This window comes from Kitasatospora sp. NPDC057692, from assembly GCF_042799475.1.
GTDB lineage: Bacteria > Actinomycetota > Actinomycetes > Streptomycetales > Streptomycetaceae > Kitasatospora.
The window spans coordinates 84203-95855 of record NZ_JBHVIV010000029.1 but is presented as its reverse complement, the minus strand read 5'-3'; the positions used below and the strand labels follow the sequence as shown (position 1 = coordinate 95855).

12 protein-coding genes and 1 tRNA gene are annotated in these 11653 nt (G+C 74.5%); 7 read left to right on the top strand and 6 right to left on the bottom strand.

The annotated features are described in order from the left end of the window. Positions 1–450: 450 nt before the first annotated feature. Positions 451–523, bottom strand: a tRNA-Lys gene (locus ACFVFS_RS18695). Between the two features lie 374 nt (positions 524–897). Here ACFVFS_RS18695 and ACFVFS_RS18690 point away from each other — a divergent pair. The 7 genes from ACFVFS_RS18690 (at position 898) to ACFVFS_RS18660 (ending at position 8563) form a co-directional block, all read left to right on the top strand. Next, complete coding sequence (locus ACFVFS_RS18690; protein ID WP_380625417.1) at positions 898–1809, top strand: aromatic prenyltransferase; 912 nt, start codon at positions 898–900, stop codon at positions 1807–1809. A 129-nt stretch (positions 1810–1938) separates the two neighbouring features. Next, the gene (gene mvk, locus ACFVFS_RS18685; RefSeq protein ID WP_380625415.1) at positions 1939–2976 is read left to right on the top strand and encodes a mevalonate kinase; all 1038 of its coding nucleotides are present in this window, start codon (positions 1939–1941) and stop codon (positions 2974–2976) included. Beyond that, on the top strand, positions 2966–4072 hold the full coding sequence (mvaD, locus tag ACFVFS_RS18680; protein WP_380625414.1) for a diphosphomevalonate decarboxylase: 1107 nt from the start codon (positions 2966–2968) through the stop codon (positions 4070–4072). Before mvk ends, mvaD begins: the two co-directional genes overlap by 11 nt. Continuing rightward, on the top strand, positions 4069–5190 hold the full coding sequence (locus ACFVFS_RS18675; RefSeq protein ID WP_380625412.1) for a phosphomevalonate kinase: 1122 nt from the start codon (positions 4069–4071) through the stop codon (positions 5188–5190). Before mvaD ends, ACFVFS_RS18675 begins: the two co-directional genes overlap by 4 nt. Then, positions 5187–6272: a type 2 isopentenyl-diphosphate Delta-isomerase gene (gene fni / locus ACFVFS_RS18670; protein WP_380625410.1), complete on the top strand. Its 1086-nt coding sequence runs from the start codon at positions 5187–5189 to the stop codon at positions 6270–6272. Before ACFVFS_RS18675 ends, fni begins: the two co-directional genes overlap by 4 nt. After that, entirely contained in the window at positions 6269–7330 is a 1062-nt protein-coding gene (locus ACFVFS_RS18665; RefSeq protein WP_380625409.1) for a hydroxymethylglutaryl-CoA reductase, read from the top strand. The genes fni and ACFVFS_RS18665 overlap by 4 nt, the downstream gene beginning before the upstream one ends. Before the next feature lie 3 nt (positions 7331–7333). Next, the gene (locus tag ACFVFS_RS18660) at positions 7334–8563 is read left to right on the top strand and encodes a hydroxymethylglutaryl-CoA synthase (RefSeq protein ID WP_380625408.1); all 1230 of its coding nucleotides are present in this window, start codon (positions 7334–7336) and stop codon (positions 8561–8563) included. Positions 8564–8669: 106 nt separating this feature from the next. On the opposite strand, the gene ACFVFS_RS18655 is transcribed toward ACFVFS_RS18660, so the two are convergent. From ACFVFS_RS18655 to ACFVFS_RS18635, 5 genes are read right to left on the bottom strand one after another with little or no spacing between them, the layout of a single operon-like run. After that, positions 8670–8825, bottom strand: coding sequence for a hypothetical protein (locus tag ACFVFS_RS18655; RefSeq protein ID WP_376086625.1), 156 nt, complete (start codon positions 8823–8825; stop codon positions 8670–8672). A gap of 23 nt (positions 8826–8848) precedes the next feature. Then, positions 8849–9481 (bottom strand): hypothetical protein, encoded by a 633-nt coding sequence (locus ACFVFS_RS18650; protein WP_380625406.1) that lies wholly within the window; start codon positions 9479–9481, stop codon positions 8849–8851. A gap of 50 nt (positions 9482–9531) precedes the next feature. Beyond that, entirely contained in the window at positions 9532–10023 is a 492-nt protein-coding gene (locus tag ACFVFS_RS18645; protein ID WP_380625404.1) for a PhzA/PhzB family protein, read from the bottom strand. A gap of 53 nt (positions 10024–10076) precedes the next feature. Then, the gene (gene phzG, locus ACFVFS_RS18640; protein WP_380625402.1) at positions 10077–10742 is read right to left on the bottom strand and encodes a phenazine biosynthesis FMN-dependent oxidase PhzG; all 666 of its coding nucleotides are present in this window, start codon (positions 10740–10742) and stop codon (positions 10077–10079) included. Continuing rightward, positions 10735–11571, bottom strand: a complete 837-nt coding sequence (locus ACFVFS_RS18635) for a PhzF family phenazine biosynthesis protein (RefSeq protein ID WP_380625400.1) — start codon at positions 11569–11571, stop codon at positions 10735–10737. The genes phzG and ACFVFS_RS18635 overlap by 8 nt, the downstream gene beginning before the upstream one ends. Between the last annotated feature and the right edge of the window lie 82 nt (positions 11572–11653).

Genomic DNA, 11653 nt, shown 5'->3' with positions numbered 1-11653 from the left:
CGCCCTGGGCCGCGCCCGCCCTGCCCTGGGCGGCCCGGCGGGCCTCGGCGCGGCCGCCGGGCCTCGGCGCCGGCACCGCACCGGCGTGCGCGCCGTCGGTCGTGGGCGCGCCGGGCGCGTCGTCACCGCGGGCCGGACCCTCGCTCCGCTGACCTGACATGCGTGCACCTTTCACCGCCGGACGCCGCGCCCCCCTGCGTCCGGACGCGTTGCACACAGAGAGACGGCCGAGGTCGCCCCCGGGTTGCACATACGACGGTCGCAATAACCGACGAACGCCCCGGGAATGACACCCCCCACGACTCCCACGACAGGTCCTTCGTTCCCCAGTGGACCCACCTCTGGATCATACAAACCGACGATTCGGCCGATTCGTTCCGCAGTTCGGCGGCGGCCCGGAAACGGCGGAGGCCCGGGCCGGAGACGATCCGGACCGGGCCTTCGTGCCGGTGGGGCGCCAGGGGCTCGAACCCTGAACCTACGGATTAAAAGTCCGCTGCTCTACCCATTGAGCTAGCACCCCGACACCGTGGACATCATGCCAGACCGGGCCGACCCGTGCGGCCGAATACGGACCGGCGGACGGGGCGGCGGGGCCGACGGGGGCGCGGCGGCGGCACGGCGACGGTACGGCGGCCGGGAGTGATCCGGGTCACTTTCCCGGGGTCTTGGCCCGGCAGTGGATCGCGTGTCACTATTCCTGCACGCCCACCCTGCCCAAAACCCGTTCCGGGGGCGGGGGTTGAGTGTCGCAGCCGCCGGTCCGCGCAGGTCGGACCAGGTCCGCGGCCGACACGAGTACCGGCTCCCCCTCGATGAACCGTCACCCGCCCGAGCCGCGGCGTGCGCGGGGGGACGTCCACACAGGCACGCCACGACTGGACAGGTGGAGGAACAATGTCGGAAAGCCCCTTCCTGGAGAACTTCTACGCGGCCATCGAGGGAACCGCCCGCGTGGTGGACGTGCCCTTCGAGAGCGGCACCGTCCGGCCCGTCCTCACCGCCTACCGGGACGTGCTGGAGGACGCGGTGATCTCCTTCCGGGTGCAGAACAGCCCGGGCGGCGCCGATGACCTCGACTGCCGCTTCACCATGCTCCCCCGGGGCCTCGACCCGTACGCCGTCGCGCTGGCCAACGGCCTGACCGAGCCGACCGACCACCCCGTCGGCCGGCTGCTGGCCGAGGTGCACGGCGGACTGCCGATCGACAGCTGCGGCGTCGACTTCGGCGTCCGCGCCGGGTTCACCAAGGCCTGGTCCTTCCCCACCGCCGAGCGGCTGCTGACGGTCCGCGAGGTGGCGGCGCTGCCGTCCGCGCCGGAGAGCATCACCGCCCACCTCGACGTCTTCGACCGCTACGGGCTGTCCGACGTCGTCAGCACGGTCGGCATCGACTACGGCAGCCGCACGGTCAACCTCTACTTCGGCGGCGGTGCCGGCGCCCGGGTACCGCGGGAGACCTTCGGTCCCGAGGGCGTCCGCTCGATGCTCCGCGAGATCGGCCTGCCCGGGCCCAGCGACGAACTGCTGGCGTTCAACGAGAAGGCCTTCGTCCTGTACGCCACACTGAGCTGGGACTCCCCGGAGATCTCGCGGATCACCTACTCGGTGAAGACGCCCGAGCCGCTGGCGCTGCCCGTCACCGTCGCCCCGCAGATCGTGCGGCTGGTGAAGGAGGCCCCGTACGGCACCGAGGGCCGCGACTTCGTCTACGGCGTCACGGTCACCCCCAAGGGCGAGTACCACAAGATCCAGTCGTACTACCAGTGGCGGCGCCCGGTCGAGAAGATGCTGGTCGCCGAGAAGTAGGACACGCCGGCGGCGCCCGCCAGGGCCCGCCGGGGGCCGCTCCTCGGTCCCCGGCGGGCCCTTCGCCGTCCCGGCGCACGGCCCGTCACCGGATTCCTTCCTCCCGAGAACCCTGGATGAGCGATCTCCATGCAGAAACGACACGGGGAGCTGAGTTCGTTGTCCCTACCCGCCGCAGCCGAAGGGCTGTCCGAGCACCGCGGGGCCCGGCCCGTCGGCACCGGCCGGGCCCGGGCCAAGGCCATCGTGCTGGGCGAGCACGCGGTGGTCTACGGAGCCCCGGCGCTGGCTCTCCCGGTCCCGCAGCTGGCCGTCACGGCCACCGCCGGGTCCTCCGCGCAGTCGCCCGCCGACCCCGACGACTTCTCCCTCACCATGACCGGCGACAAGGCCCGGCCGAGGGCCGCCCAGGCCTCCGACGGGCTGCACCGGCTGACCGCCGAGTTCCGGGCCGCGCTGGGCGTGCCCGACACCGTGCACCTCGACGTGATCATCGACTGCGCGATCCCGGTCGGCCGCGGGCTCGGCTCCAGCGCGGCCTGCGCCCGGGCGGTGGTCCACGCGCTGGCCGACCTCTTCGAGCGCGAGGTGACGCCCCGGCTGGCGTTCGACCTGGTGCAGACGGCCGAGAACGTGGCCCACGGACGGGCCAGCGGCGTCGACGCGATGGCCGTCGGCGCGACCGCCCCGCTGCTGTTCCGGGCCGGGCGGGCGCAGGAGCTGCCGATCGGCTGCGAGGGCCTGTTCATCGTCGCGGACAGCGGCGTCGCGGGCCGGACCAAGGACGCCGTCGAGCTGCTGCGCCGCGGCTTCGAGGAGCGCCCGGGCAGCCAGGACGCCTTCGTGCGCCGGGCCACCGAGCTGACCGAGACCGCCCGGCTGGCGCTCGCCGAGGGCCGGCCGGAGCAGCTGGGCGCCCGACTCACCGACTACCACGAGCTGTTGCACGCGGGCGGGCTGAGCACCGACCGGATCGACGGGATGGTCGAGGCCGCACTGGCCGGCGGCGGCCTCGGCGCCAAGATCACCGGCGGCGGCATGGGCGGCTGTGTGATCGCGCTGGCCCGCGCGGAGCGGGCGGCCGAGGTCACCCGCGCGCTGCTGGCGGCCGGCGCCGTCCAGACCTGGTCCGTTCCGTTCGGGGGGCGGTCCGCCCATGGCCGTTGAACAGCCCGTCAGGGTGCCCGACCACCCCGCCGCCGCCGGGGACGCCACCGCCGTCGCGCACCCGAACATCGCGCTGATCAAGTACTGGGGCAAACGGGACGAGCGGCTCGTCCTGCCGTGGACCGACAGCCTCTCGCTCACCCTGGACGTCTTCCCGACCACCACCCGGGTCCGGCTCGCGCCCGGCGCCGGGCAGGACGCGGTCACGCTCGACGGCGTGCCGCTGGACGGCGAGCCGCGGCGCCGGGTGGTCGCCTTCCTGGAGCTGGTCCGCGAGCGCGCCGGGCTGGCGCTGCCGGCCGTCGTGGAGACCCGCAACACCGTGCCCACCGGCGCCGGACTCGCCTCCTCCGCCAGCGGGTTCGCCGCGCTGGCCACCGCCGCCGGCGCCGCGTACGGGCTCGGCCTCGACGCCACCGGGCTCTCCCGGCTGGCCCGGCGCGGCTCGGGCTCGGCCTCGCGGTCGGTCTTCGGCGGCTTCGCCCTCTGGCACGCCGGACAGCCCGGCCACACCGACGCCGACCTCGGCTCGTACGCGGAGCCGCTGGCGGTACCGGTGCACGCGCTGGATCCGGCGCTGGTGGTCGCGGTGGTCGACGCCGGGCCCAAGGCGGTGTCCAGCCGGGAGGCGATGCGCCGCACCGTCGACACCTCGCCGCTGTACCGGCCGTGGGCCGCCTCCAGCCAGGCCGACCTGATCGGGATGCAGCAGGCGCTGAGCCGCGCCGACCTCGACGCGGTGGGCGAGATCGCCGAGCGCAACGCGCTCGGGATGCACGCCACGATGCTGGCGGCCCGCCCGGCGGTGCGCTACCTGTCGGCGGCCACGCTGACCGTGCTGGACGCCGTGCTGGAGCTGCGGCGGGGCGGGGTGGCGGCGTACGCGACGATGGACGCCGGACCGAACGTCAAGGTGCTCTGCCGGGGCGCGGACGCCGGGCGGGTGGCCGCGGCGGTGCGGGCGGCCGTCGGCGGCGCCGCGGTGCACATCGCCGGGCCGGGGCCGGGCGCGCGATTGCTGGACGCGCCCCCGGACGCGCCCCCGGACACCCGCCCGGGCACGCTGCCGGACACCCGCCCGGACGCCGACGCGTGAGCGGCGACCGCCCGCCGGTGGTGCGCAGCGCCCCGGGCAAGCTGTTCGTCGCGGGCGAGTACGCGGTGGTGGAGCCGGGCGGCGCGGCGATCCTGGTGGCGGTCGACCGCCACCTCACCGTCACCGCCGCCGAGCCCGCCGGCCCGGGCGTGCTGATCTCCTCGGACCTCGCCGCCGCGCCGGTGCGCTGGCGGTGGCACGGCGGCCGGCTCGACCCGGTCGGCGCGGCGGACCCTGACCGGGCCCGCCGCGACCTGGCCCACGTCGTCGCCGCGGTCGAGGCGGTCGCCCGGCTGCTGGCCGAACACGGCCTGCCGGAGCCCTCGGTGGACCTCTCGGTCAGCAGCCGGCTGCACGAGAACGGCGTCAAGCTCGGCCTCGGGTCGAGCGGCGCGGCGACGGTGGCGACCGTCGCCGCGGTGGCCGCGCACGGCGGCCTGGCGCTGTCGGCCGAGGAACGCTACCGGCTGGCCCTGCTGGCGTCGGCCGGGCTCGACCCCAAGGGCTCCGGCGGCGACCTCGCCGCCGCCGCCTGGGGCGGCTGGATCGCCTACCGGTCGCCCGACCGGGCCGCCGTGCTCGACCTGGCCCGCCGGCGGGGCACGGCCGAGGCGCTGTCCGCGCCCTGGCCGGGCCTCGCGGTGCGCCGGCTGCCGCCGGTGCCCGGGCTGGCCCTGGAGGTCGGCTGGACCGGCACCCCGGCCTCCACCGCGGCGATGGTGTCCGGACTGCACCGGCGCGGCCCGCGCGACACCCCCGCCCACCGGCACTACGCGGCCGCCGCCGAGGACTGCGTACGGGCCGCCGCCGAGGCGTTCGACCGGGCCGACCGGCCGGCCCTCCTGGAACAGATCCGGCGCGCCCGCCGGGAGTTGGCCCGGCTCGACGACGCGCTCGGGCTCGGCGTCTTCACCCCCGCCCTGACGGCGCTGTGCGACGCGGCCGAGGCCGTGGGCGGCGCGGCCAAGCCCTCGGGTGCCGGGGGCGGCGACTGCGGCATCGCCCTGCTGGACACCGCGGGCGCGCATCCGGACATCGACCAGCTACGGGAGCGGTGGGCCGCGGCCGGGGTGCGACCCCTGGCCCTGCGTCCCGCCCTGGAAGGGAACTCGGAATGATCTCTCAACGCAAGGACGACCACGTCCGGCTCGCGGTCGAGCAGCAGTACGGCCACGTCGGGCGCAACCAGTTCGACGAGGTGTCGTTCGTCCACCACGCCCTGGCCGGGATCGACCGGCCCCGGGTGTCCCTGGCCACGACCTTCGCCGGCCTCTCCTGGCCGGTCCCGCTCTACATCAACGCGATGACCGGCGGCAGCGAGATGACCGGCCGGATCAACCGCGACCTGGCGATCGCCGCCCGGCAGACCGGCGTGCCGATCGCGTCCGGCTCGATGAGCGCCTACTTCAAGGACGAGTCCTGCGCCGGCACGTTCAGCGTGCTGCGCGAGGAGAACCCGGACGGCTTCGTGCTGGCCAACGTCAACGCCACCGCCTCGGTGGAGAAGGCCCGGCGCGCCGTCGACCTGCTGCGGGCCGACGCCCTGCAGATCCACGTCAACTCCGTCCAGGAGACGGTGATGCCGGAGGGCGACCGTTCCTTCTCCGCCTGGGTGTCGCAGATCGGGAAGATCGCGGAGGGCGTGGACGTCCCGGTGATCGTCAAGGAGGTCGGCTTCGGGCTCAGCCGGGAGACCGTCCTGACGCTGCGCGAGCTGGGCGTGCGGGCGGCCGACCTCGGCGGCCGGGGCGGCACCGACTTCGCCCGGATCGAGAACGGCCGGCGCGACCTGCGCGACTACGCCTTCCTGGAGGGCTGGGGCCTGTCCACCGCCGCCTGCCTGCTGGACGCGCAGGGCGTGGACCTGCCGGTGCTGGCCTCCGGCGGCGTGCGCCACCCGCTCGACGTGGCCCGGGCGCTGGCGCTCGGCGCCCGGGGCGTCGGCGCCTCCGGCACCTTCCTGCGCACGCTGATGGACCAGGGCGTGGACGCGCTGGTCGCCCAGCTCTCCACCTGGCTCGACCAGTTGGCGGCGCTGATGACCATGCTCGGCGCGGCCGCCCCCGCCGACCTCACCCGCCGCGACCTGCTGATCCAGGGCTCCCTGCGGGAGTTCTGCGCCGACCGCGGCATCGACACCGCGCGGTTCGCCCGGCGTTCCGCCGCCGCGGCCGACGACCTCACGGAAGGCACCCGATGACCGAGGAACACGCCGTCGCCGGAGTCCCGATGCGCTGGGTGGGACCGGTGCGCATCTCGGGGAACGTCGCCACCACCGAGACCCACGTCCCGCTGGCCACCTACGAGTCCCCGCTGTGGCCCTCGGTGGGCCGCGGCGCCAAGGTCTCCATGCTCGCCGAGCGCGGCATCGTCGCGACCCTGGTCGACGAGCGGATGACCCGCTCGGTGCTGGTCGAGGCGACCGACGCGCAGACCGCGCTGGCCGCCGCCCGCGCCATCGGGGCGCGCTTCGAGGAACTGAAGGAGGTGGTGCGCGGCTGCAGCAGGTTCGCCGAACTCGTCGGCGTCCGGCACGAGATCAACGCCAACCTGCTGTTCGTCCGGTTCGAGTTCACCACCGGCGACGCCTCCGGGCACAACATGGCGACGCTCGCCTCCGACGTGCTGCTGGAGCACCTGCTGCGGACCGTCCCGGGGATCTCCTACGGCTCGATATCGGGCAACTACTGCACGGACAAGAAGGCGACCGCCGTCAACGGCATCCTGGGCCGCGGCAAGAACGTGGTCACCGAGCTGCTGGTGCCGCGCGAGGTGGTCACCGGCGTGCTGCGCACCACGGCGGCGAAGGTCGTCCGGCTGAACGTCCGCAAGAACATGCTGGGCACCCTGCTGGCGGGCGGCATCCGCTCGGCCAACGCCCACTTCGCGAACATGCTGCTCGGCTTCTACCTGGCCACCGGCCAGGACGCGGCGAACATCGTCGAGGGCTCGCAGGGCGTCGTGATGGCCGAGGACCGCGACGGCGACCTGTACTTCGCCTGCACCCTGCCGAACCTGATCGTCGGCACGGTGGGCAACGGCAAGGGGCTCGCCTTCGTGGAGGCCAACATGGCCCGGCTCGGCTGCCGGGCCGACCGCGAGCCGGGGGAGAACGCCCGCCGGCTGGCCGTCATCGCGGCGGCGACCGTGCTCTGCGGCGAGCTCTCGCTGCTCGCGGCGCAGACCAACCCGGGCGAGCTGATGCGCGCCCACGTCCACCTGGAACGCGGCAACGCGACGGAGAAGGTCGGGGTGTAGCGCATGTCCACGAGTACCGCCGGGACCACCGGCACCACCGCAAGCACCGGCACCGCCGCCACCGCCCGCGGCCCGGTCGGGATCCACGACCTCGCCTTCGCCACCACCGAGTTCGTGCTGCCGCACGCGGAGCTCGCCGAGCACAACGGCACCCCGGTCGGCAAGTACCACGTGGGCATCGGCCAGCGCTCGATGAGCGTGCCGGCCGCCGACGAGGACATCGTCACCCTGGGCGCCGCGGCGGCCGCCCCGGTCCTCGCCCGGCACGGCGCGGACGGCATCCGCACCCTGGTGTTCGCCACCGAGTCCTCGATCGACCAGGCGAAGGCCGCCGGGGTGTACGTGCACTCGCTGCTCGGGCTGCCGTCCGCGACCCGGGTCGTCGAGCTCAAGCAGGCCTGCTACGGCGCCACCGCCGCCCTGCAGTTCGCCCTCGGGCTGATCCACCGCGACCCCTCGCAGAAGGTCCTGGTGGTGGCCAGCGACATCTCCAAGTACGAGCCGGACAGCCCCGGCGAGGCGACCCAGGGCGCCGCCGCGGTGGCGATGCTGGTCACCGCGGACCCGGCGCTGGTGCGGATCGAGGAGCCCTCGGGCCTGTTCACCGCGGATGTCATGGACTTCTGGCGGCCGAACTACCGGGACGCCGCGCTGGTCGACGGCCAGGAGTCGATCGGCGCCTACCTCCAGGCCGTGCAGGGGACCTGGAAGGACTACGCCGAGCAGGGCGGCCGGCCGCTGGAGGCGTTCAGCGCCTTCTGCTACCACCAGCCGTTCACCAGGATGGCCTACAAGGCGCACCGCCACCTGCTGAACTGCGCCGGGCAGGACACCGACGAGGCGGCGGTCCAGGCGGCCCTGGGGCTGACCACCGCGTACAACGAGGTGATCGGCAACAGCTACACCGCCTCGGTGTACCTGGGCCTGGCCGCGCTGCTCGACCAGGCGGAGGACCTCGACGGGCGGGCGGTGGGCTTCCTCAGCTACGGCTCGGGCAGCGTCGCGGAGTTCTTCGCCGGAACGGTCGTGCCGGGCTACCGGGCGCACCTGCGCACGGCGGAGCACCGGGCGGCGGTCGAGCGCCGCCGCCCGGTCGGCTTCGCGCGCTACCGCGAGCTGCACGGGGCCTCGCTCCCGGTGGACGGCGGCGACCATCCGACCCCGGAGCAGACCACCGGGCCGTTCCGGCTGGCCGGGATCAGCGGGCACAAGCGCCGCTACGAGAAGCGCTGACGGCCCCGGGGAGCCGGACGCGATGAGCACCTGCGGATCCGCCGACGGGCGGTGTTGCCGCCCGCCCGGCGGCGGATCCGCGGGGTCGCCGCCGGTGCGGCGGCGCTCAGGCCCGGCGGCGCAGGGCGATCGCGGTGAGTTCCTCGATGTCGAACTCCGAGCGGCCCGGCGTGCCGTAGCGGGTGATCTTCCCGCGGCTGACCCACTTGCGGATGGTCGCCTCCGAGACGCCGGCGGCGAGCGCGGCGACGTTCGTCGGCACGAGCCGGTGGCGGGGCGGTCGGCTCAGACCGCCGCCCTTCGCCGCTGGTCCATGAGATGCCGTAGCGTGAGCCATTCGCGTATCCCCCATGAATGTCCGGACGAGCAGCCGATGCTGGTCCGTCCCCCGGTGTGGTGCTGCGGTGAGGCGTCGATCGTCCCCGGGCAGCCGTCGACCACGCAGTCCCGGGCGGGCGGCGCGGGACGGTCGGCGGTGTCCGGGTCGGGGTCGATCGCGTTGAGCAGTTCGACCCGCAGGTCCTCGATCTCGTCGGCGAAATCGGCGGCCGGCGGCTGTGCGGTGAGCCAGTCCAGGTGGCGGCCGAGGAACCGCGCCAGGTGCGGCACGGAGCGGGCCGCCGCGGTGGTGCCGAGCCGCTCGGCGGCGAAGTGCGACCAGGACTCCAGGATCGCCACGATGTTGTTGCGGGCGTCGATCGCGGCCAGGTTCAGCCGGTCCCGGCGGCGGGTCCCCGAGACCTTGGTGGGGTTGCGCCGCCGGGGCTCCGACTGGATGTGGTGCAGGCACTCCCGGTGCAGCCCGGGAAGCGCCCTCAGGGTGCGCTCCAGTTGGCCGATGCACGGGGCGCAGAGAACGGAACCGGCGGCGGCGGGGACCGCGCGTCCGTGGTTCCTGGGGCAGGGGTGGGACTCCATCGAACCTCCTCGGTGCGTGCGTGCGGCACCCGGATCCCCCCGCCGACCGGTCAGTCGGCGGGGATCCAGTCCCGCCGGATGCGCGGGGTCTCGATGCCGAGCGACTTCATGTGCTCGATCGGGTTGGTGTACTCGCGGCTGGCGGCGATGAGGCCGTCGCGCAGGGTGAAGCCGTGGATGAAGTGGTTGCGGTAGCGGCCCTCGGGATAGCCGGGGAAGCGGATCGTCCCCTCGCCCTCGCACTCGACCATGACGAGGTCCGGGTCCTGGGTCTCGTAGAGGCGGACGTCCGACCACCGCCAGTCGGGCAGGACCTCCAGGGAGAGCTCGTTGTGGCGCTTCAGCCTCTCCCGGCCGGTGACCACGATGGGCCGGCCGGTGTCGGTGTAGAACAGGGCGGCGGTGCCGTCCTCGGTGTAGAGGGTGTAGCGGCGCAGCCGGGCCTCCGGACCGGTCTCCAGGTACCGCTCGACGGCCCGGCGGTTGCGGGCGCGCAGGTCGTGGTGGCCGGTGAAGATCCGCGGCTCATCTGGCAAGGTCATGACATCTCCGAAACGGGGGACGGGACGGGCACGGACGGCGCTCCGCGCGGGGGTCAGGGCTGGAGCCGGCTGATCCCCCAGCCGCCGGCGGTGCGGTCGTAGCGCAGCCGCTCGTGCAGCCGGTCGGTGCCGTCGGCCCAGAACTCCAGGGCGTCGGGCACCAGTTCGAAGGCGGCGTAGGAGGCGGGGCGGGGCAGCGGCCGCTGCGGGCGGCCCAGCTCCAGGGCCTCGGCCCGGATCTCCTCGAAGTGGTCGAGGTCCTCCACCGGCCGGCTCTGCCGGGAGACCGTGGTCATCGGGTGGGTGAACACCGCCCGGGCCGCCCACAGCTCCTCGGCGGTGGCGTCCGGCAGCCGCTGCACCGGCCCGGCCAGGATGATCTGCCGGCTGGTCTCCCGCCAGTACAGGACGCCGGAGGCCCAGGGGTTCTCCGCCAGCTCCCGGCCCTTGCGGCTGTCGGCGTGGGTGGCGAAGACGACGCCCCGCTCGGTGATCCGGTTGATCACCAGGGTCCGGGACGAACTGCGGCCCCGGGCGTCGGCGGTGGCCAGCGCGAGGGCGCGCGGCTCGCGCACCCCGTGGTCGACCGCGGCGGCCAGCCAGGAGTTCAGCAGGCCCAGCGGCTCGGCCGGCGGGGTGCGGAACTCCGGGAAGTCGACCGCGACCGTCCCGGTCAGCGACTCGGAGCGCTTCGACGCCCCGGACCGGTGCTCAGACATGCAGGACTCCTTCGATGGTGATGACGCCGTGGCCGGAGACCTCGACGCTGTCGACGCGGTCGCCCTCGCCGTGCACCAGGGCGCGCATCGGCGAGGGGCGGCCGATCTCGACGCCCTGGGTGATCTCGATGCGCCGCCCGTAGGCACCGAGGCCGTGCCGGGCCAGGTGGATGGCGATCGGCCCGGCGGCGGAGCCGGTCGCGGCGTCCTCCACGACCCCGTACGCGGGCGAGAACATCCGGTTGCGCCAGGCCGTCCCGGAACCGGCGATGCAGTTGGTCGCCATGTCCGGGAAGCGGGCCAGCGCGCGGTGGTCCGGGTCCACCGCGGACAGCGCCTCGACGCTCTCGAAGCCGACCAGGACGTGCCGCGGGCCGTTGCGGTAGATCTCCACCGGGAGCGTCGAGCCGCCCACCCCCAGCGCCCGCAGCAGCTCCTCGGCCCGGTCGAACGGCTCCCAGACCGGCACCGGCTGGCGCATGCTCGCCGCCACGGTCCGGCCGCCCTCCCGCTCCAGCTCGAACGGGATGACGCCCATCGCGGTCTCGATCCGCAGCGCAGCGGCCTCGGTGCGCTCGCCCAGGGCGATCGCCGTACCGAGCAACGGGTGTCCGGCGAAGGGGAGTTCGTTCACCGGGGTGAAGATCCGCACATGGTGGTCGCCGCCCTGCTCGGGGGCGAGGACGAAGGTGGTCTCCGAGAGGTTCATCTCCCGGGCGATGCGCTGCATCCGGTCGGCGGAGAGGTCGTCGGCCCCGAAGAAGACCGCCACCGGGTTTCCGGTGAGCGGTCGGCGCGCGAAGGCGTCGACGACGACGTACTGGTGCATGGGTCCTCCCACTCGTCGTTGGGGATGCGGGTGCCGCGCCGCGGCGGCCGGGCGGGGCGTGCGGCGGGCGGGATCGGGGCAG

What these genes read in the sequence shown, in the direction of transcription:
- ACFVFS_RS18690 (WP_380625417.1), top strand. Translation starts at nt 898, where the DNA reads ATGTCGGAAAGCCCCTTCCTGGAGAACTTCTACGCGGCCATCGAGGGA.
- mvk (WP_380625415.1), top strand. Translation starts at nt 1,939, where the DNA reads ATGCAGAAACGACACGGGGAGCTGAGTTCGTTGTCCCTACCCGCCGCA.
- mvaD (WP_380625414.1), top strand. Translation starts at nt 2,966, where the DNA reads ATGGCCGTTGAACAGCCCGTCAGGGTGCCCGACCACCCCGCCGCCGCC.
- fni (WP_380625410.1), top strand. Translation starts at nt 5,187, where the DNA reads ATGATCTCTCAACGCAAGGACGACCACGTCCGGCTCGCGGTCGAGCAG.
- ACFVFS_RS18665 (WP_380625409.1), top strand. Translation starts at nt 6,269, where the DNA reads ATGACCGAGGAACACGCCGTCGCCGGAGTCCCGATGCGCTGGGTGGGA.
- ACFVFS_RS18660 (WP_380625408.1), top strand. Translation starts at nt 7,334, where the DNA reads ATGTCCACGAGTACCGCCGGGACCACCGGCACCACCGCAAGCACCGGC.
- ACFVFS_RS18650 (WP_380625406.1), bottom strand. Translation starts at nt 9,481, where the DNA reads ATGGAGTCCCACCCCTGCCCCAGGAACCACGGACGCGCGGTCCCCGCC.
- ACFVFS_RS18645 (WP_380625404.1), bottom strand. Translation starts at nt 10,023, where the DNA reads ATGACCTTGCCAGATGAGCCGCGGATCTTCACCGGCCACCACGACCTG.
- phzG (WP_380625402.1), bottom strand. Translation starts at nt 10,742, where the DNA reads ATGTCTGAGCACCGGTCCGGGGCGTCGAAGCGCTCCGAGTCGCTGACC.
- ACFVFS_RS18635 (WP_380625400.1), bottom strand. Translation starts at nt 11,571, where the DNA reads ATGCACCAGTACGTCGTCGTCGACGCCTTCGCGCGCCGACCGCTCACC.